The 22,328-nt window shown below is 73.8% G+C and carries 20 protein-coding genes; 6 read left to right on the forward strand and 14 right to left on the reverse strand.

The window, feature by feature from the left end; genetic code table 11:
* Window positions 1-97: 97 nt before the first annotated feature.
* The 5 genes from V6U88_RS22730 to V6U88_RS22750 form a co-directional block, all read right to left on the reverse strand.
* Window positions 98-571 (reverse strand): hypothetical protein, encoded by a 474-nt coding sequence (locus V6U88_RS22730; RefSeq protein ID WP_334455945.1) that lies wholly within the window; start codon window positions 569-571, stop codon window positions 98-100.
* Window positions 572-653: 82 nt separating this feature from the next.
* Entirely contained in the window at window positions 654-2,063 is a 1,410-nt protein-coding gene (locus tag V6U88_RS22735; RefSeq protein ID WP_334455947.1) for a GH1 family beta-glucosidase, read from the reverse strand.
* A gap of 5 nt (window positions 2,064-2,068) precedes the next feature.
* Window positions 2,069-2,908 carry a carbohydrate ABC transporter permease gene (locus V6U88_RS22740; protein WP_334455949.1) on the reverse strand — a complete coding sequence of 280 codons (840 nt, stop codon included), beginning with the start codon at window positions 2,906-2,908 and terminating at the stop codon, window positions 2,069-2,071.
* Window positions 2,901-3,884 (reverse strand): carbohydrate ABC transporter permease, encoded by a 984-nt coding sequence (locus V6U88_RS22745; protein ID WP_334455951.1) that lies wholly within the window; start codon window positions 3,882-3,884, stop codon window positions 2,901-2,903. The genes V6U88_RS22740 and V6U88_RS22745 overlap by 8 nt, the downstream gene beginning before the upstream one ends.
* Window positions 3,885-3,952: 68 nt before the next feature.
* Window positions 3,953-5,251 carry an ABC transporter substrate-binding protein gene (locus V6U88_RS22750; RefSeq protein ID WP_334455953.1) on the reverse strand — a complete coding sequence of 433 codons (1,299 nt, stop codon included), beginning with the start codon at window positions 5,249-5,251 and terminating at the stop codon, window positions 3,953-3,955.
* Between the two features lie 227 nt (window positions 5,252-5,478).
* Between V6U88_RS22750 and V6U88_RS22755 the strand changes: the two genes are divergently transcribed.
* Window positions 5,479-6,678: an ROK family transcriptional regulator gene (locus V6U88_RS22755; protein WP_334455955.1), complete on the forward strand. Its 1,200-nt coding sequence runs from the start codon at window positions 5,479-5,481 to the stop codon at window positions 6,676-6,678.
* A gap of 4 nt (window positions 6,679-6,682) precedes the next feature.
* On the opposite strand, the gene V6U88_RS22760 is transcribed toward V6U88_RS22755, so the two are convergent.
* The 4 genes from V6U88_RS22760 to V6U88_RS22775 form a co-directional block, all read right to left on the reverse strand.
* A complete protein-coding gene (locus tag V6U88_RS22760) occupies window positions 6,683-9,103 on the reverse strand; it encodes an NACHT domain-containing protein (protein WP_334455957.1) in 2,421 nt (806 codons plus the stop codon).
* A 180-nt stretch (window positions 9,104-9,283) separates the two neighbouring features.
* Entirely contained in the window at window positions 9,284-9,964 is a 681-nt protein-coding gene (locus V6U88_RS22765) for a hypothetical protein (RefSeq protein WP_334455959.1), read from the reverse strand.
* A 294-nt stretch (window positions 9,965-10,258) separates the two neighbouring features.
* A complete protein-coding gene (locus tag V6U88_RS22770) occupies window positions 10,259-11,455 on the reverse strand; it encodes a hypothetical protein (RefSeq protein WP_334455961.1) in 1,197 nt (398 codons plus the stop codon).
* A gap of 114 nt (window positions 11,456-11,569) precedes the next feature.
* Window positions 11,570-12,079: an STAS domain-containing protein gene (locus V6U88_RS22775; protein ID WP_334455963.1), complete on the reverse strand. Its 510-nt coding sequence runs from the start codon at window positions 12,077-12,079 to the stop codon at window positions 11,570-11,572.
* Between the two features lie 335 nt (window positions 12,080-12,414).
* On the opposite strand from V6U88_RS22775, the gene V6U88_RS22780 reads away from it, so the two are divergent.
* Window positions 12,415-13,125, forward strand: coding sequence for a GAF and ANTAR domain-containing protein (locus tag V6U88_RS22780; protein ID WP_334455965.1), 711 nt, complete (start codon window positions 12,415-12,417; stop codon window positions 13,123-13,125).
* A gap of 7 nt (window positions 13,126-13,132) precedes the next feature.
* Here the strand turns inward: V6U88_RS22780 and V6U88_RS22785 are convergent, their stop codons facing one another.
* From V6U88_RS22785 to V6U88_RS22805, 5 genes are all read right to left on the reverse strand, one after another.
* A complete protein-coding gene (locus V6U88_RS22785) occupies window positions 13,133-13,870 on the reverse strand; it encodes a GAF and ANTAR domain-containing protein (protein ID WP_334455967.1) in 738 nt (245 codons plus the stop codon).
* Window positions 13,871-14,251: 381 nt separating this feature from the next.
* Window positions 14,252-14,710, reverse strand: coding sequence for a Rieske (2Fe-2S) protein (locus tag V6U88_RS22790; protein WP_334455968.1), 459 nt, complete (start codon window positions 14,708-14,710; stop codon window positions 14,252-14,254).
* Between the two features lie 23 nt (window positions 14,711-14,733).
* On the reverse strand, window positions 14,734-15,267 hold the full coding sequence (locus V6U88_RS22795) for a DUF6529 family protein (RefSeq protein ID WP_334456164.1): 534 nt from the start codon (window positions 15,265-15,267) through the stop codon (window positions 14,734-14,736).
* A gap of 104 nt (window positions 15,268-15,371) precedes the next feature.
* Window positions 15,372-16,097, reverse strand: a complete 726-nt coding sequence (locus V6U88_RS22800) for a hypothetical protein (RefSeq protein WP_334455969.1) — start codon at window positions 16,095-16,097, stop codon at window positions 15,372-15,374.
* 131 nt (window positions 16,098-16,228) lie between these two features.
* Window positions 16,229-17,242: a LacI family DNA-binding transcriptional regulator gene (locus V6U88_RS22805; protein ID WP_334455971.1), complete on the reverse strand. Its 1,014-nt coding sequence runs from the start codon at window positions 17,240-17,242 to the stop codon at window positions 16,229-16,231.
* 231 nt (window positions 17,243-17,473) lie between these two features.
* Between V6U88_RS22805 and V6U88_RS22810 the strand changes: the two genes are divergently transcribed.
* The 4 genes from V6U88_RS22810 to V6U88_RS22825 are packed head-to-tail and all read left to right on the forward strand — an operon-like array spanning window position 17,474 to window position 22,270.
* The gene (locus V6U88_RS22810; RefSeq protein ID WP_334455973.1) at window positions 17,474-18,763 is read left to right on the forward strand and encodes an ABC transporter substrate-binding protein; all 1,290 of its coding nucleotides are present in this window, start codon (window positions 17,474-17,476) and stop codon (window positions 18,761-18,763) included.
* Window positions 18,760-19,683 carry a carbohydrate ABC transporter permease gene (locus tag V6U88_RS22815; protein WP_334455975.1) on the forward strand — a complete coding sequence of 308 codons (924 nt, stop codon included), beginning with the start codon at window positions 18,760-18,762 and terminating at the stop codon, window positions 19,681-19,683. The genes V6U88_RS22810 and V6U88_RS22815 overlap by 4 nt, the downstream gene beginning before the upstream one ends.
* The gene (locus tag V6U88_RS22820; protein WP_334455977.1) at window positions 19,680-20,609 is read left to right on the forward strand and encodes a carbohydrate ABC transporter permease; all 930 of its coding nucleotides are present in this window, start codon (window positions 19,680-19,682) and stop codon (window positions 20,607-20,609) included. Before V6U88_RS22815 ends, V6U88_RS22820 begins: the two co-directional genes overlap by 4 nt.
* Before the next feature lie 26 nt (window positions 20,610-20,635).
* Window positions 20,636-22,270: a glycoside hydrolase family 43 protein gene (locus V6U88_RS22825; RefSeq protein ID WP_334455978.1), complete on the forward strand. Its 1,635-nt coding sequence runs from the start codon at window positions 20,636-20,638 to the stop codon at window positions 22,268-22,270.
* The last annotated feature ends 58 nt before the right edge of the window (window positions 22,271-22,328 follow it).

Below are 22,328 nucleotides of genomic sequence, written 5' to 3' on the forward strand. Positions count from 1 at the left end.
ATCGAACTACCCGGACCACTTCGAGCACCCCAACGACACGCCGACCTAACAAAGCACTACTAGCAGGCCGGGGGTTCAGCCGGGGCGGCGCTCCCGGTCAGCTGCCGTCGCGACGGTCGCGGACGTAGCTCAGCTCGAAGTCGAGGTCCCAGGTCACGCCGTCGCGGGAGATCTCCCACCGGCCGTCGATGCTGTCGCCGTCGGCGCTGAGCGTGCCAACGAAGCGCTGGCCGAATCCGGGCGCGTCCCGCCACTGCCGCCACACGCCGTCGGTGAACGTCATGCGATACACCCGGTGCACGCCGCGGGCGTCGGCGTACAGCACGGTCAGCTCGTCGGTGGCGTCGTCGAGGCCGATCACCGCGGTGGTGGGGAACGGCAGGTTCTCCCGCCAGGCCGGGGGCGTGCTGGACGGCACCGAGTCGACGTCGGAGACCTGCCGCAGGTACGACCCGCCGTCCTGCCACGTGAACTCGGCCCAGGCCGCGCCGACGCCCTCGACCCGGGGCCGCACCGTCCACCGGCCGACGAGCGCGTCGAGCCGGGCGAGCACGGGATGCCTGTCCGCCATCAGTCCCCCCACGCTGGTCCCGGCGGTACCGCTGTCCACGGTACCGCCGGGACCGCTGACGGTCTGCGACGAATCTGGCCCGTCAGCCGCGCGCCGGGACCGCCTCGCTCGACCCGGCCAGCCGCTGGTGGGCGCGGATCAGCTCGGCGTAGCGCAGGCCGCTGGCCTTGACCGTGCGTTGCTGGGTGGCGTAGTCGACGTGCACCAGACCGAAGCGCTTGTCGTAGCCGTACGCCCACTCGAAGTTGTCCAGCAGGGACCAGGCGAAGTAGCCGTCGATCGGGACACCCCGCTCCCGCGCCGCCGCGCAGGCCGCCAGGTGCCCCTCCAGGTACGCGGTCCGCTCCCGGTCCTCGACGGTGCCGTCCGGGCCGACCCGGTCGGGCCACGCCGCTCCGCTCTCGGTGACCATGATCCGCGCCGGGGCGTACTCGTCGGTGACCGCGACCAGCAGCCGCTCCAGCCCCGCCGGGTACGCCTCCCAGCCCATCGCCGTCTGCGTCGCACCCGGCACGGGCACCTGCCGGGCGTACGGCGCCGGCCCGTCCGGGTCGTCGGCCACCACCTGCCGGAAGTAGTAGTTGACGCCCAGGAAGTCGGTCGGCGTGGCGATGACGGCCAGGTCGTCGCCGCGCACCGGCGGCTCCAGCTCGTACGTGGCGAGCATGTCCGCCGGGTAGCCGCGGCCGTGCAGCGGGTCCAGCCACCACCGGTTGACGTGGCCGTCCATCCGCCGCGCCGCCGCCACGTCCGCCGGCCGGTCGCTCGCCGGCTCGCAGGGGCTGAGGTTGAGCACCGGACCGATCGACGCCGGCCGGGCGGCGTGGGCCCGCACCGCCCGGGTGGCCAGCCCGTGCCCGAGCAGCAGGTGGTGGGCGGTGCGTACCGCCCGGCCCAGGTTCCGCTCGCCGGGCGCCATCAGCCCTTCCAGGTGACCGATCCAGGCCACGCAGAGCGGCTCGTTGACGGTGCACCAGTCGGTGACCCGGTCGCCGAGCCGGGCGGCCACGACGGCGGCGTAGTCGGCGAAGGCCTCGGCGGTGGACCGCTCCGGCCAGCCACCCCGGTCCTGCAACGCCTGCGGCAGGTCCCAGTGGTACAGCGTCGCGACGGGCCGGATGCCGTCCGCCAGCAGGGCGTCCACCAGCCGGTCGTAGAAGTCCAGGCCCGCCGGGTTCACCCGGCCGACGCCGTCGGGCCGCACCCGGGGCCAGGCCACCGAGAACCGGTACGCTCCGACGCCGAGCTGCCGCATCAGCGCCACATCCTGCGGCCACCGGTGGTAGTGGTCGCAGGCCACCGCCCCGGTGTCGCCGTTGTCGACCGCGCCCGGCACCTCACAGAAGGTGTCCCAGATGGACGGAGCGCGGCCGTCGACGCGCACGGCGCCCTCGATCTGGTACGCCGAGGTGGCCACGCCCCAGCGGAAGTCGGGCGGCAGCTTGGACAGGTCGGGCACGGGTCGGTTCTCCTCGCGAGGTTCGATGGACATGGGTCCTACTTGACTGCGCCGGCGGTGAGGCCGGCGACGAAGTAGCGCTGCAACGCCAGGAAGCCGGCCACGACCGGCACGCTGACCACCAGCGAGGCGGCCATCACCTGGTTCCAGTAGACGTTGAACTGGGTGGAGTAGCCCTGCAGGCCGACGGCGAGGGTGCGGCTGCTCTCATCGGTCATCACCGAGGCGAAGAGCACCTCGCCCCAGGCGGTCATGAAGGCGTACACGGTGACCGCGACGATGCCCGGCACCGCCGCCGGCAGGATCACCTGGAACAGGGTGCGCAGCGGGCCGGCCCCGTCGACCTGCGCCGCCTCGTCGAGCTCGCGGGGGATCGAGTCGAAGTACCCGACCAGCATCCAGATCGAGAACGGCAGCGAGAAGGTCAGATAGGTGATGACCAGGCCGGTGCGGCTGGCGTAGAGCGCGATGCCGGTGGCGTTGCCCAGGTTGACGTAGATCAGGAAGAGCGGCAGCAGGAAGAGGATGCCGGGGAACATCTGGGTGGAGAGCACGGTCACCGAGAACAGGCCCCGGCCCCGGAACCGGTACCGGCTTACCGCGAACGCGGCGAAGATCGCCACGGAGACCGACAGGACCGCCGCCACGCTGGACACCACCAGGCTGTTGACCAGATAGCGGCCCAGCGGGACGGTCGACCACATGTCCACGAACGCCTGCGCGGTGGGGCGTCGCGGCCACCAGGTGAAGGCGTTCTGCACGTCCTGCAGCGGCTTCATGGCGCTGCTGGCCATCACGTACAGCGGCACCAGCACGAAGACCGCGAGCAGGGTCAGCACCACCCGGCGGCTCCAGCGCTCGGCGGCGGTCTCACGCATCGTTCCTCCGGCGGTTGGTGATCAGCAGGTATCCGGCGGTGACCGCGAGCAGGAACAGCAGCAGCGCCACCGACATCGCCGACCCGGAGCCGAAGTCCCAGGTCTTGAACGAGCTGCGGTAGATGTGGATGGAGATCAGGTTCGCCTCGTCCGGTGCCGAGCCGCCGAAGAGCACGTACGGGGTGTTGAAGTCGTTGAAGGTCCACAGGAACAGCACCAGCAGCAGCACCAGGTTCACCGGCCGCAGCATCGGCAGGGTCACCGAGCGCAGCCGCCGCCAGAAGCCGGCCCCGTCCACGGCGGCGGCCTCGTACAGGTCGCCGGGGATGTTCTGCAGACCGGCCATCACGCAGAGGAAGGCGAACGGCCAGGTCCGCCAGATCGACACCACCAGCAGCGCGAAGAAGCTGTTCCCGCCGATCAGCCAGAACGGCTTGTCGTCGAGCAGGTGCAACTGGTCGACCAGGACGTGGTTGACCAGGCCGGTGTCGCGCTGGAAGAGGAAGCTCCAGGTGATCACCGCGGTGTAGACCGGCAGCGCGTACGGGGTGAGGAACAGCGCGCGCAGCAGGCCGCGCCCCCGGAACGGGCGTTGCAGCAGCACGGCCGCGGTGGTGCCGAGCAGCCAGGAGAGTCCGACCGAGGCGATCGTGTAGACGACGGTCACCCAGAACGAGTGCAGCAGGTCGGCGCCGGCGGCCGAGTCGACGTCGAGCACGACCCGGTAGTTGTCCAGGCCGACGAAGGGCGCGGTCGACCAGTCGCGGATGTGGAACTGGGTCAGCTCCAGCAGGCTCATCCATGCGCCGACGGCCATCGGCACCACGTGCACGGCCAGTTCCAGCACGACGGCCGGGGCGAGCAGCAGGTACGGCAGCAGCGTACGACGGGAGCGGCGGCGGCCCGGGGCGGCGCCGGCGGCCTCGGCCGGCCGGTCGGGCCCGGCGACGGCGCGGGGGGTGGTGCGGGTTGCCATCGAGGTCCTCTCGCGGGGGTGGTCGTGGGAGGGTCGGCGATCCCTCCCACGACCACCGGTCCGGCGGGTCAGCGCAGCTGCTGCTGGGCCCGGGTGAGCTTCTGCCGGATGCCGTCCTCGGTGACCGGCTTGCCGCTCGCGGCGTCGGCGAACAGTTCCTTGATGGCGGTGCCGACCAGCGTCTCGAAGGTGCTCTCGTTGGGCACCTGGGGCAGCGGCGCGGCCGTGGTGGCCAGCACCTCCTGGAGCACCTTCTGCTCCGGGGCGGCGAAGGCGGGGTCGGCGGCGACGGTCTTGACGGCCGGCAGCGAGCCGTACGTCTTGTTGAGCGCCACCTGCTCGGCGTCGCTGGTCATGAACTTGACGAACTCCAGCGCGCCGTCCTTGTTCTTCGTGTGCTTGAACACGGCGATGTTGATCCCGGCGACCATGCTGTTGACCTTCTTGCCGCCGGCCGGCGGGGTGGCCGGGAACGGCACCGGGGCGACCCCGTACGCGTCGGGGGCCATGTTCTGCGACTTCAGGTTCGAGCCGGCCGCCTGCCAGAGCAGCATGGCCGCCTTGCCGTTGGCGAAGTCGGAGACGGCCTGGTTCTGCGCGTACTCGGCGTTGCTCGGGTTGACGATCTTGTCGGCGGCCATCAGGTCGACGTACCGCTTCACCGCGGCGACGTTCTGCGGGGTGTCGAACGTCGGCTTGCCGGCGGAGTCGAACCACTCGCCGCCGTACTGCTGGCTGAAGGTGAAGGCGTGGTGCGCGTTCTCCGAGGGGTTGGCGCCCTCGACGGCGAGGCCCCACTTGCCGTTGCCGGTGAGCTTGCGGCCGTACTCGGCGACCTGCTCCCAGGTGGTCGGCGGGGTGGTGATGCCGGCGTCGGCGAACGCCTTCTTGTTGTAGTAGAGGGCGTACGACAGGCTGTAGATCGGCACCGCGGCCGGCGGCTTGCCGGGTGCGCCGGCGGCGGCGAGCGCGGCGGGGACGAACCGGTCCTTGCCGCCGACCTTGGCGAGGGTCGCGTCGTCGAACTCGACCATGGCCCCGGTGGCCTGCATCGACGCCGACCAGGTGTTGCCGATGTTGACCACGTCCGGCCCCTGCCCGGAGGCGGCCGCGGCGAGCAGCCGGTTGAGCAGGTCGGACCAGGGCACGACCTCGACGTTGACCTTGATGCCGGTCTGCTTCTCGAACTTCTCGAGTTCCGGCTGGAGGATCTGCTTGTCGGCCTCCAGGCTCGGACCCTGGTTGCTGGCCCAGTAGGTGAGGGTCTTGGCGGACCCGCTGCCCGCCTCGTCCGCGCCGCCGCAGGCGGTCAGCGAGGCGGCGGCCAGCACGGCCGCGGTCAGTATCCCGAGGTGTCGTCTCGACACGGTGATGCCCTTCCGGTTGCAGTGGTGGGGGACCGGTGGGCACCCGTCGGGGGGACGGAGGTGACGGGCGGCCGACCGGGCGGTGGTGCGAGGGCGACGGCAATCCGGCGCCCCGAGGGCTTACATCACGCCTTAATTAATGTCGTCATTAAAGTGGTTGTCCGGAGGGCCGTCAAGCATGGGCACGTACAGTCGCCCGGTCGGACCGACGGGATGCGAGGTGGCGAGTGGAGCTGGCGCGAGCGACGAACCGGGGCCTTCGGCTGCGCAACCGGTCGGCCCTGCTGACGAAGGTCTTCCTCGACGGCCCGCTGACCCGGCAGGACCTGGTCCGCAGCAGCGGACTGAGCCAGCCCGCGGTGAGCAACGTCGTCGGTGACCTGATCGACGAGGGGCTGGTCGTCGAGGCCGGCGCGGCCTCCTCCGACGGGGGACGGCCGAGCATGATGCTCCGGGTCGCGCCGAACTTCGCCGCCGTCATCGGTGTCGACGTCGGGGAGACCCGGGTGCGCGTCGAGCTGTTCGACCTCGCGATGACCCTGCTGGCCAGCGTCGAGTACCCGCTGGACCCGGCCCGCACCGAGCCCGCCGCGGTGGCCGGCCACGTGCTGGCCGGCATCGACGCGGTGACCGCCCGCGCCCGGGTGGCGCCGGCGGACGTGCTCGGCGTCGGCATCGGCGTTTCCGGCGTGGTCGAACAGGGCGACCAGGCCGTGGTGCACGCCCAGGCGCTCGGCTGGGACCGGGTGCCGCTGCAACGGCTGATCGCCGACGGCACCGACCTGCCGCTGCACATCGACAACGGCGCGAAGACCCTCGGCCAGGCGGAGATGTGGTTCGGCGCCGGCCGGGGCGCCCGGCACGCCGTGTTCGCCCTGGTCGGCTCCGGGGTCGGCGCCGCCGTGGTGACCAACGGGATCACCTACCGGGGAGCGTCCAGCAGCGCCGGGGAGTGGGGGCACACCACCCTGATGTACGGCGGCCGGGCCTGCCGCTGCGGCGCTCGGGGCTGCCTGGAGGCCTACGTCGGGGCCGAGGCGATCATCGACCGCTACCGGGAGGCCCGCCGCGGCCGGCCGGTCCCCGGCGAGGACGAGGAGTCCCAGCTCTCCGCGCTGGTCGATGCGGCGGCGACCTCGGCCACCGCCCGGCGGGTGCTCGACGAGACCGCCGGCTACCTGGGTGCCGGAGTGGCGAACCTGATCAACCTGTTCAACCCGGAACGGGTGGTGCTCGGCGGCTGGGCCGCGATGGCGCTCGGCGACCTGCTGCCGGCCATCCGGGCCGCCGCCGGCCAGCAGGCGCTGCGCCAGCCGTACGAGCAGGCGTCGATCCAGCTCGGCCGGCTGGGCGTGGACGCGGTGGCGTTGGGCGCGGCCACCCTGCCGATCGCCCGCCTGCTCGCCTCCGGCGGCGTACGCGACTGACCGGTCAGCCCCCGGCCGGCACCCGCCGGCTCGGCTCCGGGAGCCGGTTGAAGGGATCCTCGGCGACCAGGTGGTCGCGCAGGGTGCGGTGGATGAAGGCGTACCCGCCGAAGACCCGCTGCATGATGACCCGGTCGTCGGCGTAGGAGAGGAAGTCCAGCAGCTGCTCGGGCAGCAGCCCGGACCGGGCGATGCCGAAGGTCACCGCCCGGTGGCGCAGCCAGGCCCGGCCCGGGCCGGCCGTCAGCATCAGGGCGACGGTCATCGGCAGGGCGGCGACGACGGCGAACCACGGGCCGCGCTGCGCGAAGGTCACCGCCAGCAAGGCCGCGACGAGGGCGAGGAGGATCATCATCAGCCGGGTGAACCGGCGCAGCGACGCCCGCAGGGCGTGGCCCGGTGACGCCGGCGGTTTGGCGAAGTCGGGCACGCTGCCCCCGCTGAGGCCCCCGCCCGTGCCGAGCGTCAGCGCGATCAGCGCGGCGGCCGGCCAGGTGGACGAGAGCGCCACCGGGAGGCCGACGAACACCGCGCCGAAGGCCGACCAGAAGAGGAAGCCGGTGGCCGCGGAGCGCGCCGAGGTGGTCCATTCGGACGCCGCGTAGGCGGTGGTCTCCTCCCGCCCGATGAAGGGCACGAACAGGCGGTTGAGCCGGGGCACCTGGAGCAGCACCCCGAAGGTGAGCCCGATCCCGAGCCCGAAGAAGGCGGCGGCGACCGCCGCGGTGACCACCGCGCCCCGGACGCCGCCGACGAGGGCGCCGAAGGGCACCGTGGCGACGGCCCCGATGAGGGCGGCCAGCCCGCCGCCCACCAGCCCGGTGCTGGTGTGGTCCCAGCCGAGCCGCCGGGCGAGCCAGGCGGTGACGCCCCGCGGCCGCGGGAGGGGCCACTCGGGGTGACGGCCCGGCAGCCAGGCCGGCGTGAGCCAGTCCGGGTAGAACACCGTCTGGCTGCGCCGGTGCATCAGCCGCGCGAGCCAGATCAGCGCGCACCGCGCCTCGTGGGGCGGGAAGTTCGCCTCGGTCTCCGGCCGACCGCGCAGGCTGCGTCGGCGGGTCAGCATTCGCTGCACGAAGAGCCGGTAGAGCACCTGGCGGTGGGCGTCGCTGTCCCCGCCGGTGGGAAGCTGGTCCGGGGTCGCACCCCGGTACGCGATCGTGGCCACGCCGAGCATCAGCGGCGTGGTCAGCAGCTCGCGCAGCGTCTCGTCCCGGTCGAGGGCGTGCCGGAGGGTGTCCAGGTCGGGACCGGCGGACCGCAGCGCCCGGTCGATCTGGGCGCGACTCAGCGGCCGCACCACCAGCGCCACGTCGAAGGCGAGCCGGTGCAGGCGTTCGTAGTCCTGCGAACGGCAGGTCACCACCATGCCGGTGCCGGCGAAGCTGTCCGCCCTGGCGAAGGAGTTGATCGCCTCCAGGCAGGCGTCCTGATACTCGTCGTCGACCTCGTCCAGGCCGTCGAGGAGCAGGATCACCCGGCCGTCGTCCAGCCACTGCCGCACCTCGGCCGGCGCGACCCCGTAGCGTTCACCGATCTCGGCGCTCGCCCACGAACAGAAGTCCGGATGGCTGGTACGCCACCTCGACAGCAGCAGCACCACCGGCGCCGGGCTGTCGTCGTCGGCGCGCGCGCGACGCAGCAGTTCCTCGGTCAGTTGCAGCAGGTGCGTGGTCTTGCCCGAGCCCGGCCGGCCGATCAGCAGGATCCGCCGGCTGGCGTCGTAGACGTCGACGAGGCGGGTCCCGTCGGGCAGCGGTTCCGGCGCCCCGAGCCGTTGCAGGGCGGCCTGCGTCGGCCCCTCGTACGCCTCCACCGCGTCGGGCTGGGCGTCCAGCGCCACGTCCAGGCGTACCGCCTGTTGCAGCGAGCGGTGCAGCGCGTCGCGTACCCACCACTGGTCCACGCGCTGGAGCACACGACTTCTCGTGGTGATGCCCGCCTCCCCGGTCCGGGTGGCCTCGGCGACCGGCTGCGGCCGTGCCGCCCTCACCGCCCACCATGCCACGAGCCACGCCACCACGGCGAAGGCGGCGAGGGTGAGGAGGACGCTGAGCCGCTCACGACCGCCCAGCCCCGGTCGCAGCCAGATGAAAGTGGCCAGTCCGGCGGTCAGGATCACGGCGCCGCCGGCGAGGATCCAGCGCTGCGCCGTCGTCATCGGAGCCGCTGCGGCCAGCGCGTCCGGTCGAGAGGGCGCGGACCCCGCGTCGGCTCTGCGGTCGAGCCACGCCACCACGGCGCTGACCACGGTCACCGCCGCCACGATCGACGCCAGCAACGTGAAGTTGTCCGTCCACCCGTGCGCCTGCGGGAACTCGGCGGTCGCGACGTTCACCGCGACCGCCACGCTGGACGAGGTGACCGCGTTGAGCACGGAGAAGAGAAGCAGCGGCGGCGATCCGGAGCGACGTCGCGGCCACATGCTGTCATCATCCCGGCGACCCGCCGCCTTCGCCAGATCGACGTAGGTCGCATCCGTTGTGGTGTGACGGCCCTCGATGCCCGATCCGCCAGCCACACCTGGCCGTTGCGTCGGACCGGGGCGGCCCGGGGGCCGCCCCGGCTCACCGGCGCGCTCGGACCGACGCGGTGCCACCCCCGGTCACCGCGGGACCCACTCCCGCGCCCGGTTCTGCCCGGGTCGAGGTGCCCGCCCGCTCGGCCAGCGCGCGACGTTGGTGCTGAACCGGCTCGCCCGCGACGCGGGCCGCCACATCGGATGGACGAGCATCCCGTTCAGCAGGGGAAAGCTGTCCCGTTCGAGGTAGCCGTGCCGGCCGTGCAGGGCACGTTGGGCGTCGGTGAAGGTCTCCGCGTACGTCGGCAGGCCGACGGTGTCCATCCACCGCTGGCTGCCGTCGAGGACGGCGTCCGCGCGCGCGGCGCGGTCCGGGCCGGGCGGCACCGCCAGGATCGCCAGGTGGTGGTGTGCCTGGGTGGGGCGGTGCGCGGCCAGCGCCTGTTCGAGCAGGAGGAAGCGTTCCCGGTGGGCGCCACAGGCCGACGCGAGGCGTTCCTCGTAGCGGGCGGGTGTCGGGATCTGACGGTAGCGGTGGAACCAGACGGTGGCGGCGGCGCCGGTGCGCAGCAGGAACACGTCGCCGACCAGCAGCGCGTGCTCGGTCCAGATCCGGGCCACGTCGGCCAGCACGTGCGGTCGCTGCCGCTCGTCGGGGACCAGCCAGGCGCCGATGACGGTGGCCTCGAGGCTCGCGGTGACGAGGTCGACGACCCGGCCGACGTCGCACCACCGGGCGCGGACAACAGGTGTGGAAGAGGTCATGGTGCGACTCCTGATCAAGATCATGATCGGGGTGTGGCAGGCAGGGCCGACCGGCCGGCCGGCCGGCTGGTGACACCAGACGCCGGTGGTGGTCGACGACACGGGGCCCGCAAAGGGCCTCAGCTCGGCGCGGGCGCCGGAGCGGTCAGCGATGTCCGATGGGGGTGGCCGGCGACGACGTGGCGGGAACGGGCGGCCGTGACGACAGCCGACCCGGCCGGAGTCGGCCCGGTGCGCCGACTGCTGGGCGAACGACCGGGTGGACGTCCGTCCACGGAATGCCGGCGGACGGCGTCAGGCGGGTCTGCTCCCGGGCCGGGGTGAGCGGGACGGCAGCCGGTCCGGACCGTCGGGACGGCAGATCCGCATCCCGGCCGGGGGAGGTGTGAGTGCGACCGTCGCGGCGTCGCCGGCGATCTGCTGGGCGCCGCCGGGCGAACCGACACCGGTGGTGTCGGTGCCCGGTGCGGCGGGGTACGGAGCGATGTCGGGTCCGAGCGGGTGCTGGACGGGGCTCGCGGTGGCGCCGCCATCCTCCGTGGACCGCGCCGTCGCCCACGACGGGGCCGGGGTGGTGAGGGCCAGGGCGGTCGCGGGTCGCTCGGTGCGCGGTGGCGTGGCGGACGGCGTCGTCGGCGGCGCCGCCGACGGATTGGTCGTCGCCGTGGTGGGTGACCGCCGGGGCGCGCCGCCCGCCGGGGCCACCCGCTCGGCGGGCGGCCGGGGACGGACCTCGACCGGCTGGAGGGCGCCCAGCACCGGGCGCAGCGGCGCGAGCACCGGATCCAGCGGCGCGAGCACCGGATCGAGGCTACGCAGCAGCGGGTCGAGCACGGGGGCCAGGATGGCACCGACCGGCTTGATCACCGGCTCCAACACGGGCGTGAGGATGGCGCCGACCGGCTCGGTGACCGGGTTGAGCACGGGCGTCAGGATGGCGCCGACCGGCTTGGTCACCGGGTCGAGCACGGGGGTGAGGGTGGCGCCGACCGGCTTGGTGACCTGGTCGAGCACGGGGGTCGCCGGTGCCGCCGCCCGGTCCTGTCGCGGCCGGGTCGTGCTCGCCGCCCCGGTCTTCGTGGGGCGCGGGTGCGCGGTGGCGGCTCGGCTCGGCCGGCCGGTCAGGGTGGGTGTCTGGCGCTTCGGCGCGGGCGTCTCGGAACGGCTGACCTTCGGTGGGGACGATTTGGCCCCGGAGGGCGCCGTGACCGTCGTCCCGCCGCCGCCGGTGGAGCCGGGCGGGGGCGCGGGCGGGGGGTCCGGGGTATCGGCCGGGACCGTGGGCGGGATCCCCGCGGGGGAGAGGGTCGCCTGGAGCAGGCCGGTCACGCCCCCGACGACCGCGTCCACCGTGACGACGGGTGTCGTGTCGGCGGCGCGTGCCGCACGATCGTCGCCCGCCTCGTATCCGATCCAGACGCAGGCGGCCGCGCCGAGCACGAGCCCGAGGCGCAGCGCGAGAGGCGCCAACCGCCCGTTTCGCCCGCCCATCACCCACCCCCGGCCTCGGCCGGCCACGAGGGCCGACACCGGGCACTCTACCGAAAGCGTCGGTGTGGTGACAGAGCGCGCGCGGCGCGGCGTCCGGCTTTCCGTCGACGCTGGTCAGCTCGGCGTCCCCCGCAGCCGGCGCGGGTGCGGCGCGCCCCGATGTGGACGGGGTACGGACGGCGGCACGACAAGGACGGCTGGCCACCGGGTCGCGCCGTCCGGAGCCGTCCCGTCCCGCGCGGCGGGGTGTCGAGGGCCGTCGTCCGCCTGGAACAGCTCCGCGGTCCCGGTGAGGTGCAGCAGCCGGGTGACGCAGCGGGGCGGCCGGCGCAGCGTCAGTTCGCCCCCTGCCGCCCGGAGCAGGCGGTGCGCCTCGACGAGGGCGCGTACCGCGTGCAGGTCGACGAAGCGGACCGCGGAGAAGTCGAGGACGACCTGCGGGGCGGGGTCGCGGCCGAGTTCCGTCGCGAGGTCGACGAGCAGGTGCGCGTTGCTCATGTCGATCTCGCCGCGCACCGACACGACCGTCACCGGTCCCTCATGCTCCCAGCTCAGCGACATCAGGGGTTGCGCCGGTGCGGGGACATGGGCGGCCGCGCGGCCGTACGGTGGATCGGTGGACATCGCGCCCCCTCGCGGGATCAACCGGACTTGACGGCACCGCGGAGCGGTGCCGGTCCTGGGCGCGTGTCTCGACCCGGGTAGGACGCTACTCCGGCCAGCTGGTTTTCACACGTCACGGGGGCCATGGCCGTCGCGGCGGAACCCGGCCGAGCCGGGCGACGGGGCACCGGCGCGGCGGGTAGGGTGCGAGATGCCACGCCGCCCCGGGTGCGAGGCCGCCACCGCGGCCCCGGGCGCACGGCCGCCGCGCGCGGTCCGGGACGGTCCGACGATGACCGACGCGGCGCACGCCCGCCGCACCCGTGGGGTACGCCCCCTCGTGAAGGGCCCGTTCCATGGCACAGAACCCGCTGTCCCCGCAGGAGGCCCTGGCCGAGCTCGGCCGGATCCGGCTCGACCAGGCCGGCGTCGACGACGTGCTGCGCTCCGTCGCCGGCCTGGCCCGGCGCAGCATCCCGGGGGCCACCGAGGTCTCCGTGACGCTGCTGCGGGGCAGCACCGCGCAGAGCGTGGCCGTCACCGGCGACCTCGCCCTCCAGCTCGACGAGTGGCAGTACGCGCAGGGCCGGGGGCCGTGCCTGGACGCCTCGGTCAGCGGCGACGCGATCTCGGTGCCGGACACCACCGCCGAGGACCGCTGGCCGGACTGGGCCGCCCGGGCCAAGGACGCCGGCGTCGGCAGCTCGCTGTCGGTCGGGCTGCCCATCCAGGAGGCGGTGGTGGGCACCCTCAACGTCTACGGGCTGGCACCGGGCGTCTTCGACCCGGGCGCGCAGGAGTTGGCGAAGACCTTCGCCGCGTACGCCGCGGTGGCCCTGTCCAACGCCCAGCTGTACGAGAACGCCGCGACGCTGGCGGAGCAGATGCGCGCCGCGATGGAGTCCCGGGCGGTGATCGAGCAGGCGAAGGGGATCATCATGGGCGAACGGCGGTGCTCGGCCGAGGAGGCGTTCGCGATCCTCGTGAAGGTCTCCCAGGACACCAACCGGAAGGTGCGCGACGTCGCCGCGGCGCTGGTCGCGCGGGCCGAGCGAAGGTCCGGCTAGCAGTCGCTCAGTCCTCCCGGCCGGCCGACGGCCGGGCGGTGCCACCGCCGGCGGTGACCTGACGCACCAGCGCCTCGGCCACGTCACGGAGCTTGCGGTTGGAGTTCTGCGACACCTTCGCCAGGATCGCGAACGCCTCCTCGGCCGAGCACCGCCGTTGCCGCATGATGATCCCCTTCGCCTGCTCGATGACGGCGCGGCTGTGCATCGCCGACTGCATCTGCTGGGCGAGGGTCGCGGTGCTGTCGTACAGGTGGGCGTTGGCCAGGGCGACCGCGGCATGGTCGGCGAAGGTCTGCGCGGCCTCCGCCACCTGGTCGAACGCGCCCGGCCGGGTGCCGTAGACGTTCAGCGCCCCGACCACCGCCTCCTGGATGGGCAGCCCGATCGACATCGAGCTGCCCGCGCCGGCGGCGTGCGCCCGCCGCGCCCACTCCGGCCAGCGGCTCTCCGCCGCCATGTCCGCCACGATCATCACCGTGCCGGTGGTCGCCGCGTCCAGGCACGGGCCCCGGCCCTGCTCGTACTGGAACTCGTCGAGCCGCAGGGCCAGGTCGCCGGTGTACGCGGCGGTGGTGGCCTCCGTGCCGTGCACCAGGGTCACCGAGACCTCAGCCGCCCCCGGAATGCCGTTCCGGGCGACCTCGGCGATCCGGGTCAGGACGGCGTCCAGACCCGTCTCGTCGTAGCGGATCGTGCCCAGCTGGATGAAGGCCTCGGTGAGGTCGAGGGGGGACTGCGGCATGGCGTCTGACGTCCTTGCGAACCGGCGCAATCGTTCCGGCGGAGCCGGGCAGCGCATGACGGGAACGGCCCGCTCCCGTCGGCCGCGGGTGCGGCTGTCGCGGGGGCGGACCGGGGATCAGCGCCGCTGCTTGACGCTCGCTCGCGACGCCCGGCGGGGCGTCGGTTGCGGGGTCCCACTCTACCGTCCCGCCCGGTCGCGGCACCCCCGGCACCGCCGGTGCGTCGCGTGCCGGGGCGGGGTCACCGTGCCGACGGTCGGGCCCCGCCGGCGCGAGGTACGGGTGCCGCGCGCAGGGCACGCGCTGTCCGTCGCCGACAACGTGACCGCCGCCACGCGCGTCGGGAGAGGCGTGACCGGCTCGCCGCCGGTCGGGCCGGCTCAGGCCAGCCGGATGCTGTTCCCCTCGACCGAGACGGCCGCCTCGGGCAGCGGCTGGCCGGCCGGTCCGCTGCGGACCGAGCCGTCGGAGATGTCGAAGACGCTGTTGTGGCAGGCGCAGACGATGGTCCCGTCGCGGACGGCGGTGACCGTGCAGCCCTGGTGGGTGCACTTGGCCGAGAACGCCTTGATGGTGCCCTCGGCGGGCTGGGTGAGCACCACCCCCTGGGCGGCGAAGATCTTCCCGCCGCCGACGGGGATGTCCGCGACCGTGGCCAGCGGCTTCGCCGGCGCACCCGGCGCACCCGCCGCCGGCCCGGCCGCCTCGGGGGCCGGCGCGGCCGGCGTCGCCTCGCCGTACGTCTGGCAGCCGGTCAGCAGCGCGCTGACGCCCACCCCACCGGCGCCGGCAAGCACCGCCCGCCGCGACGGGCACCCGCGATCGCGGTCGTCGACCATGTCCGTGCCTTCCTCTTCGTGCGTCAGAATCCGACCCCGAACGTGGTGAAGTACCACAGCGACGAGGTCAGCCAGATCCCCATCAGGACGGTGAAGACCACCCCGCCGGCCACCGGCAGCACCCAGCCGGCCAGACCCGGCCGGGGCAGCGCGAGCATCTTCGTGGTGAAGGCGCCGAAGAAGAGGCAGCCGAGCAGCGAGTGCAGCAGGGTGCGCAGGTCGTGGTCGGCGAAGCCGAGCGCGTAGAGGCAGTGCACCGCCACCGGCACGGTCAGCAGGAACGCGATCCGGCCCGACCAGCGGTGCGCGGTGCCCGCCCAGGACGGGGAGAACCCGCCGAGCCGCCCCCACATGGCCAGCGCGGAGAGCAACTGGACGACGGCGAAGGCGGCCGCGCCGCTGCCCAGCCACACCTTCACCGCCTGCGGGCTGGAGAAGCCGGCCAGGTTGACGGCGATCCCGGTCGGCGTGTGGAGCCGGCCGTAGACGCCCGTCGCCACCGCCACGCCCGCGCCGACCAGCAGCGGAACCACCAGGGACGCCCGCGGCGCGCCGATCGGGGCCGGCCGGGCCGGCGCGGGAGCCGGATCGAACTGCACGTGGACGACCGGCGTGGTGTCGTCGCCGGACTCCGCGCCGGCGACGCGCCGGTGACCGACCGTCACTCGGCCGTACCCGGCTCGGGCGCCACCGGCTCGGCGGTGACGGTGATGCCGTCGACGATCGTGGTGCCGAACGCCGGATCGAGCGGCGGGGCCGGCACCGGGGCGCCGTCGCGGGTGACCACGCCGATCTGGGAGCCGTCCGGCAGCATGATCCAGCCGCCGTCCACGCCGGCCTTGCGGAGCGCGGCGCTGGCCCGGTAGAGCACGGGCGCGGGCGTCGCGCCGGCCTTGGCGGTGAACGTCCACCGCCGGTCGCCGACGACCAGTTCGCCGGAGACGTCGCCGTCGGCGACCGTCCCGGTGAGGGTGGCGCCCTGCTTGCCGCTCAGTCGCAGCCGGCCGTCCGCGGCGGTGCCCCGCAGCCAGATCTCCAGACGCTTGCCGTCGCAGACGTACGCCACCGCCGTGCCGTCCGTGGCGGTGATGGCGATGGTGGCGCCGCTGTCGAGGCGGCCGGTCCAGTTGGCGGTGACCGGCGCGGGCGGGGCGCTGGTGGGTGCGCCGGGGCGGCTGCGCTGCTCCGACGGCTGCGCGGGCGGTTGGCCGGGCGCCTCGGCCGGCGGTGCCGGGGACGCGTCGGGCGGGGCGGCGGCGCTGGCCGAGGGGGCGGCGCCGGCCGTCGGCTGGACCGTACGCGGCGCCGCCTGGGCGCTCATCGCGAACAGCACGGCGGCCGTGCCGGCCCCGGCCAGCAGGGTGAGCAACGGGGTGATGCGCTTCATGAGCAGCTCCCTTCACCCGTTCGTACGGTGCCGGGGCGCCGGTCGTTCAATCCGCGCGCCGATCCGTCGCCGCAATTCCGCCACCGCCCCCGCTCGCGTTGCCCGGGGGACGGGGTGTCGGCCGGCCCGGATCAGGCCGGCGGCCGGGTGCTCTGCCGGACGATCAGCGGGGTGGCGAGTTCGATGCGGTGGCTGTCCAACTCCTCGCCGGCGATCAGCGCGAGCAGCATCCGGGTCGCCATCCCGGCCATCTCGGTCAGCGGCTGGCGGATGGTGGTCAACGGCGGGGCCGACCACCGGGCGGCGTCCAGGTCGTCGAACCCGACGATGCTCACGTCGTCGGGGACCCGCGCGCCGCGCTCGTACAGCGCCTCGTAGGCGCCAAGTGCCATCTGGTCGGCGCAGGCGAAGACCGCCGTCGGCGGGCGGGAGAGGTCGAGCAGGGCGTTCATCTCCCGGTACCCGGACGGCGCGTTGAAGTCGCCGTACCGGATGTAGCCGGCGGGGATCTTGCGGCCCGCCGCGTTCATCGCGGCCCGGTAGCCGTCGACGCGGGCCCGGCTGCACGGGACGTTGGGCTGGCCGCCGATCACGGCCACCCGCTCGTGCCCGAGGCCGAGCAGGTGCTCGGTGGCGGCGAGACCGCCGGCCCAGTTCGTCGCGCCGACGGACGGGATGCCGGCGCCGGGCTGCCCGGCGGGGTCGATGATGACCACCGGGATGCCCAGCTCGTCGAGTTGGCTCTGCTGGCTGGCGGACAGGTCGGAGAGCACCAGCAGCACCCCGTCGCAGCGGCGCGCGGAGAGCTGCTCGATCCAGCGCCGGTCGGGTCGGGTGCGGTGCCGGCCGTGGACGGCGGAGACCACCACGCCCATGCCGGCCCGGTAGGCGAGCTCCTCCACGCCGTCGAGGATCTGCATCGCCCAGGGGCTGCCGAGGTCGCGGAAGACCAGGTCGATGAGGCCGGCGCCGCCGGAGGTCGTGGCCCGCCGGGCCGTGTAGCCGCGCCGGTCGAGCAGGTCCTGCACCTTCTGCCGGGTGGTGGGCGCGACGTCCGGCCGACCGTTGAGCACCTTCGACACGGTGGGGACGGACACGCCCGCGGCGGCCGCGATCTCCGACAGGGTCGCCCGCTGGTCCGGCATGCCACTCTCCTCGGCGATCGGTGGGCCCGGCCCTCGATCGTATCCCGAAAGTTTCGAAGACTGCACACCCGCGTGTCCGATCCGTTAGGTTCCGCCGCCGTTCCATCGACGTCCACCCCTTGACCCGGTCTCGCGGGGCTGCCTAGTCTGCCTCGAAATCGAAACTTTCCCGAAACTTATCGAGGCATCCGGTCGGGCGTGGCCGGGCCGTGGAGAGGACGGTGATCGGCCATGCGTCGGCGCGATTTCCTGGGTGGTACGGCCGCAGCCCTGCTCGGCACCGGTGTGCTGGGTTCGCTCGGCGCCTGCGGGAACTCCGGACCGGGCGGCGGCGAGCAGCTCCAGCTCTGGGCCCTGCAGGACGCGGAATACCAGAAGGTGATCCGGCCCGCCATCGACGCCTACAACTCCGGGGCCGAGGACAAGATCCAGCTCACCACGTACGTCAACGACGCCTACAAGCAGAAGCTCCAGGTCGCGATGGGGTCGCCCCAGGCGCCGGACATCTTCTTCAACTGGGGCGGCGGCAACCTCGCCCAGTTCGTCAAGGCCGGCCAGGTGGTCGACCTGACCGACCGGACCGCCGACCTCTCCGCCGCGTTCCTGCCCAGCGTGCTCTCCGTCGGGCAGGCCGACGGCCGGCAGTACGCCCTGCCGATGAACGGGATCCAGCCGGTGATCCTCTACTACCACAAGGCCGTCTTCGCCGCCGTCGGCCTCCAGCCGCCGAAGACGTACGACCAGTTGCTGGCCGTCGTCGACGCGCTGAAGGCCCGGGGGGTCACCCCGATCGCGCTGCCCGGCTCGCAGGGCTGGACCGAGCTGATGTACCTGGAGTACCTGCTGGACCGGGTGGGCGGGCCCGACAAGTTCGCCGCGATCGCCGCCGGCGGAGCCGGCGCCTGGTCGGACCCGGCGGTGCTGCGGGCCGCCACCATGTGCCAGGAGCTGGCGAAGCGGGGCGCGTTCGGCGCGAACTTCGCCTCGATCAACTACGACAACACCGGCGCCTCGAAGCTCTTCGCCACCGGCAAGGCCGCCATGTTCCTCATGGGCAGCTGGGAGTACTCCACCCAGCTGACCAACAACCCGGCCTTCGTCAAGGACGGCAAGCTGGGCTGGCTGCCCTTCCCCACGGTCACCGACGGCGCCGGCGACCCGACGGCGGTGGTCGGCAACCCGAGCAACTACTACTCGGTGTCGGCCGGCTCCACGCACGCCGACACGGCCGTCGACTTCCTGAAGAAGACTCTGACCTCCGAGTCGTACCTCAAGGGGTTGATCGCCGCCGGGCAGGTGCCCGCGGTCAAGGGCGTGGAGACCAGGCTGGCCGGCACCCCGGGCGCCGACTTCACCACCTTCACGTACCAGCTGGTGGCCGGCGCGTCGTCGTTCACCCAGTCCTGGGACCAGGCGCTGCCGCCCTCGGTCGGCAGCGAGCTGCTGACCAACCTGCAGAAGCTCTTCCTCGCCCAGCTCACCCCCGCCGACTTCGTCGCCACGATGGGCCGGGCACGGTGACCACGGCCGTGCCGGCCCTCGGCCGGGCCCCGGCGGACCGACGCCGGCACGGCCGACCGGGCGCGCTCTGGGCCGTCCCCGCCGGGCTGTTCTTCACCGCCTTCGGGCTGGCGCCGATCCTGGTCGTGGCCTACCTGAGCCTGACCCGCTGGAACGGGCTCGGCGATCCGGTGTGGACGGGGCTGGACAACTGGCGGGCGCTGCGCGACGACGCCGACCTGACCCACGGGATCTGGACCACGCTGCTGCTCACCGCGCTGTGCTGGCTGGTGCAGACACCGCTGGCGCTGCTGCTCGGGGTCTGGGCCGCCGCGCCACAGCGCAACCGGGCCGTCCTCTCGGCGGCCTTCTTCCTGCCCCTGCTGCTCTCCACCGCCGCGATCGCGCTCGCCTGGCAGTCGCTGCTCGACCCCAATTTCGGCGCCGCGGCGACGCTGGGGCCCTGGCTGGGCGCGCCGGACGGCAACCTGATCGGCGACCCGGACCGGGCGCTGTACGTGGTCGCCCTCGTGATCGCCTGGCAGTTCGTCCCGTTCCACACGCTGATCTACCAGGCCGCCGTCCGGCAGATCCCGGCGACCCTCTACGAGGCCGCCGCCATCGACGGCGCCGACCGGGTACGCCAGTTCCGGTCGATCACCCTGCCGCTGCTGCGCCACACGATCATCGCCTCCTCGGTGCTGATGATCGTCGGCTCGCTCACCTACTTCGAGACGATCCTGCTGCTCACCGGCGGCGGGCCGGGCACCGAGACCCGGGTGCTGCCGCTGCACATGTACATCAAGGGCTTCGTCGGCTTCGACATGGGCTACGCCAGCACCCTGTCGGTGCTGCTGGTCGCCGTCGGCACCGTGCTGTCGGTGCTCATCGTCCGCGCCACCGGCTACCACCGGATGGCCAGCGACCGGGAGGGCCTGTGAGACCGCCGCCGTCCGTGCGGCCGGCGCCGTCGCCGACGCGCGGCACGACCGCCCCCACCACGACGGGGGTACGCGCCACCGCGCCGGCCGCCCCGCGCCGGGCGCGACCCCGCCGGGCGGTCAACCTGCCGGCCGGGGTCGGTGCGACCCTGTGGCTGCTCGTGGTGGTGTTGCCGCTCTACTACATCCTGGTCACCAGCCTGCGCACCCCCGACGGCTACCTCGGCGACGGGGCGCTGGCCCTGCCGGGGACGCTGACCCTCGACAACTACGGCCGGGTGCTGGGGTCGGGCTTCGCCCGCCTGCTGCTCAACAGCGCGGTGGTGACCGCCGCGACGATCGTGCTGGTGCTGGCCCTCGCGCTGCCCGCGGCGTACGCGATCGTGCGCGGCACGAGTCGGGCCGTGCGGGTCGGGTTCTCGCTGTTCCTGCTCGGCCTGGCCATCCCCGCCCAGGCCGTGGTCGTCCCGATCTACCTGATCATCACCCGGCTCCAGCTCTACGACTCGCTGCTCGCGGTCATCCTGCCCACGGTGGCGTTCTCCCTGCCCATGTCGGTCGTCGTGCTCACCAGCACGCTGCGCGACGTCCCCGACGAGCTGTACGAGGCGATGACCGTCGACGGGGCGGGACCGGCGCGCACCTTCACCCGGCTCGTCGTGCCGCTGGCCCGGCCCGGCCTGGTCAGCATCGGCATCTTCAGCGGGCTGGGCGCGTGGAACGGCTTCCTCTTCCCCCTCGTGCTCACCCAGAGCCCCGAGCAGCGGGTGCTGCCGCTCGGGCTGTGGAACTTCCAGAACCAGTTCGGCACCGACGTGCCCGGCCTGATGGCGCTGGTGGTGTTCTCCGCCCTGCCGGTGCTCACCCTCTACCTGTTCGGCCGGCGTCACCTGCTCGGCGGCCTCACCGCCGGCTTCGGCAAGTGACCCGCCCCCCACGAGGAGACCTCCCCATGACCAGCGGGGTAACCACGCCCACCACCACCCGAGTGATCCACAACCCGGTGCTGCCCGGCTTCCACCCCGACCCGTCCATCCTGCGGGTGGGGGAGGACTTCTACCTGGCCACCTCGACGTTCGAGTGGTACCCGGGGGTGCGGCTGCACCACTCCCGGGACCTGGTCCACTGGCGACCCCTCGGCGGCATCCTCACCGAGCGGCGGCTGCTCGACCTCACCGGAGTCGGCGACTCGTGCGGCGTCTGGGCCCCCTGCCTGTCGTACGCGCACGGGCGGTTCCACCTCGTCTACACCGACGTGGCCAGCTTCGCCGGCGGCTACTGGGACCCGCAGAACTACGTCATCACCGCCCCCGACGTCACCGGCCCCTGGTCGGACCCGGTGCCCGTGCACGCGCACGGCTTCGACCCGTCGCTCTTCCACGACGACGACGGCAGCACCTGGCTGCTCGCCATGCGCGCGGACTGGCGCCCCGGGCGCGACTCGTTCGGCGGCATCGAGATCCAGCGGTACGACCCGGTGGCCGGGCGGCTCCTCGGCCCGCCCCGGCTGATCTTCGAGGGCACCTCCGCCGGGGTCACCGAGGGGCCGCACCTCTACCGCCGCGACGGCTGGTACTACCTGCTCACCGCGGAGGGCGGCACGAGCTGGGAGCACCAGGCGACGGTGGCCCGCTCCCGGTCGCTGTTCGGCCCGTACCGGCCGGACCCGGGCGGCCCGCTGATCAGCTCGCACGGGCGGCCGGAGCTGCGGCTGCAGAAGGCCGGCCACGGCAGCCTGGTCGAGACCGGCAGTGGCGAGTGGTACCTGGCCCACCTCACCGGCCGCCCCTACACCCCGCTGGGCAACTGTGTGCTGGGCCGGGAGACCGCCCTGCAACCGGTCGAGTGGACCGCCGACGGGTGGCCCCGGGTGCACGGGGGCGTACCGGCCGACGTGGTGGCCGCCCCGGACCTGCCGCCCGCGCCCTGGCCGGCGGAACCGGCGACCGACGACTTCGACGCCCCGGTCCTCGGGCCGGCCTGGTCGACGCTGCGCCGCCCGGCCGGCCCGGACTGGGTCGACCTCGCCGCCCGCCCGTCGTACCTGCGGATCGTCGGTGGCCAGTCCCCGGTCGGGCGGCACCGGCCCAGCCTGGTCGCCCGCCGGGTCACCGACCCGCGCTGCGCCCTGTCCACGGTGATGGAGTTCCGGCCGGAGACCTTCCGCCAGCTCGCCGGGATCGCCGGCTACTACAACAGCCGCAACTGGCACTACGCCTACGTGAGTGTGGACGACGCGGGGGAGCGGGTGCTGGCGGTGCTCAGCTGCGACTCCGGCCGGCGCACCGCGTACCCGGAGGCGACCGTGCGGCTGGGGCGGCGCGAACGGATCGGGCTGCGGGTCGTCTTCGACGGGCCGGCCCTGCGGTTCTGCTACGACCTCGGCGACGGCTGGCAACCCCTGTCGCCGGTCCTCGACGCCACCATCCTCTCCGACGAGCACGCCGCCCGCGCGGTCGACGGCGAGCCGACCGGCTGGGGCTTCACCGGCGCGTTCGCCGGCCTCTGGGTGCAGGACATCGGCGCCGACGGCGGGTACGCCGACTTCGACTCGGCGACCTGGCACACCGGCGCCGCCGCCGACTGACCGGCGGGTGCGCGCCACCGGGACACCCGGTCGGCGCGCCGGGTGCGGGCCGGCGCGC

It is taken from the genome of Micromonospora sp. CPCC 205739, assembly GCF_036906795.1.
Lineage (GTDB): Bacteria > Actinomycetota > Actinomycetes > Mycobacteriales > Micromonosporaceae > Micromonospora.

Bases quoted from the DNA above. Each gene is read 5' to 3' on its own strand.
- V6U88_RS22730 (WP_334455945.1), bottom strand. From the start codon at position 571: ATGGCGGACAGGCATCCCGTGCTCGCCCGGCTCGACGCGCTCGTCGGC.
- V6U88_RS22735 (WP_334455947.1), bottom strand. From the start codon at position 2,063: ATGTCCATCGAACCTCGCGAGGAGAACCGACCCGTGCCCGACCTGTCC.
- V6U88_RS22740 (WP_334455949.1), bottom strand. From the start codon at position 2,908: ATGCGTGAGACCGCCGCCGAGCGCTGGAGCCGCCGGGTGGTGCTGACC.
- V6U88_RS22745 (WP_334455951.1), bottom strand. From the start codon at position 3,884: ATGGCAACCCGCACCACCCCCCGCGCCGTCGCCGGGCCCGACCGGCCG.
- V6U88_RS22760 (WP_334455957.1), bottom strand. From the start codon at position 9,103: ATGTGGCCGCGACGTCGCTCCGGATCGCCGCCGCTGCTTCTCTTCTCC.
- V6U88_RS22765 (WP_334455959.1), bottom strand. From the start codon at position 9,964: ATGACCTCTTCCACACCTGTTGTCCGCGCCCGGTGGTGCGACGTCGGC.
- V6U88_RS22770 (WP_334455961.1), bottom strand. From the start codon at position 11,455: ATGGGCGGGCGAAACGGGCGGTTGGCGCCTCTCGCGCTGCGCCTCGGG.
- V6U88_RS22775 (WP_334455963.1), bottom strand. From the start codon at position 12,079: ATGTCCACCGATCCACCGTACGGCCGCGCGGCCGCCCATGTCCCCGCA.
- V6U88_RS22780 (WP_334455965.1), top strand. From the start codon at position 12,415: ATGGCACAGAACCCGCTGTCCCCGCAGGAGGCCCTGGCCGAGCTCGGC.
- V6U88_RS22785 (WP_334455967.1), bottom strand. From the start codon at position 13,870: ATGCCGCAGTCCCCCCTCGACCTCACCGAGGCCTTCATCCAGCTGGGC.
- V6U88_RS22790 (WP_334455968.1), bottom strand. From the start codon at position 14,710: ATGGTCGACGACCGCGATCGCGGGTGCCCGTCGCGGCGGGCGGTGCTT.
- V6U88_RS22800 (WP_334455969.1), bottom strand. From the start codon at position 16,097: ATGAAGCGCATCACCCCGTTGCTCACCCTGCTGGCCGGGGCCGGCACG.
- V6U88_RS22805 (WP_334455971.1), bottom strand. From the start codon at position 17,242: ATGCCGGACCAGCGGGCGACCCTGTCGGAGATCGCGGCCGCCGCGGGC.
- V6U88_RS22810 (WP_334455973.1), top strand. From the start codon at position 17,474: ATGCGTCGGCGCGATTTCCTGGGTGGTACGGCCGCAGCCCTGCTCGGC.
- V6U88_RS22825 (WP_334455978.1), top strand. From the start codon at position 20,636: ATGACCAGCGGGGTAACCACGCCCACCACCACCCGAGTGATCCACAAC.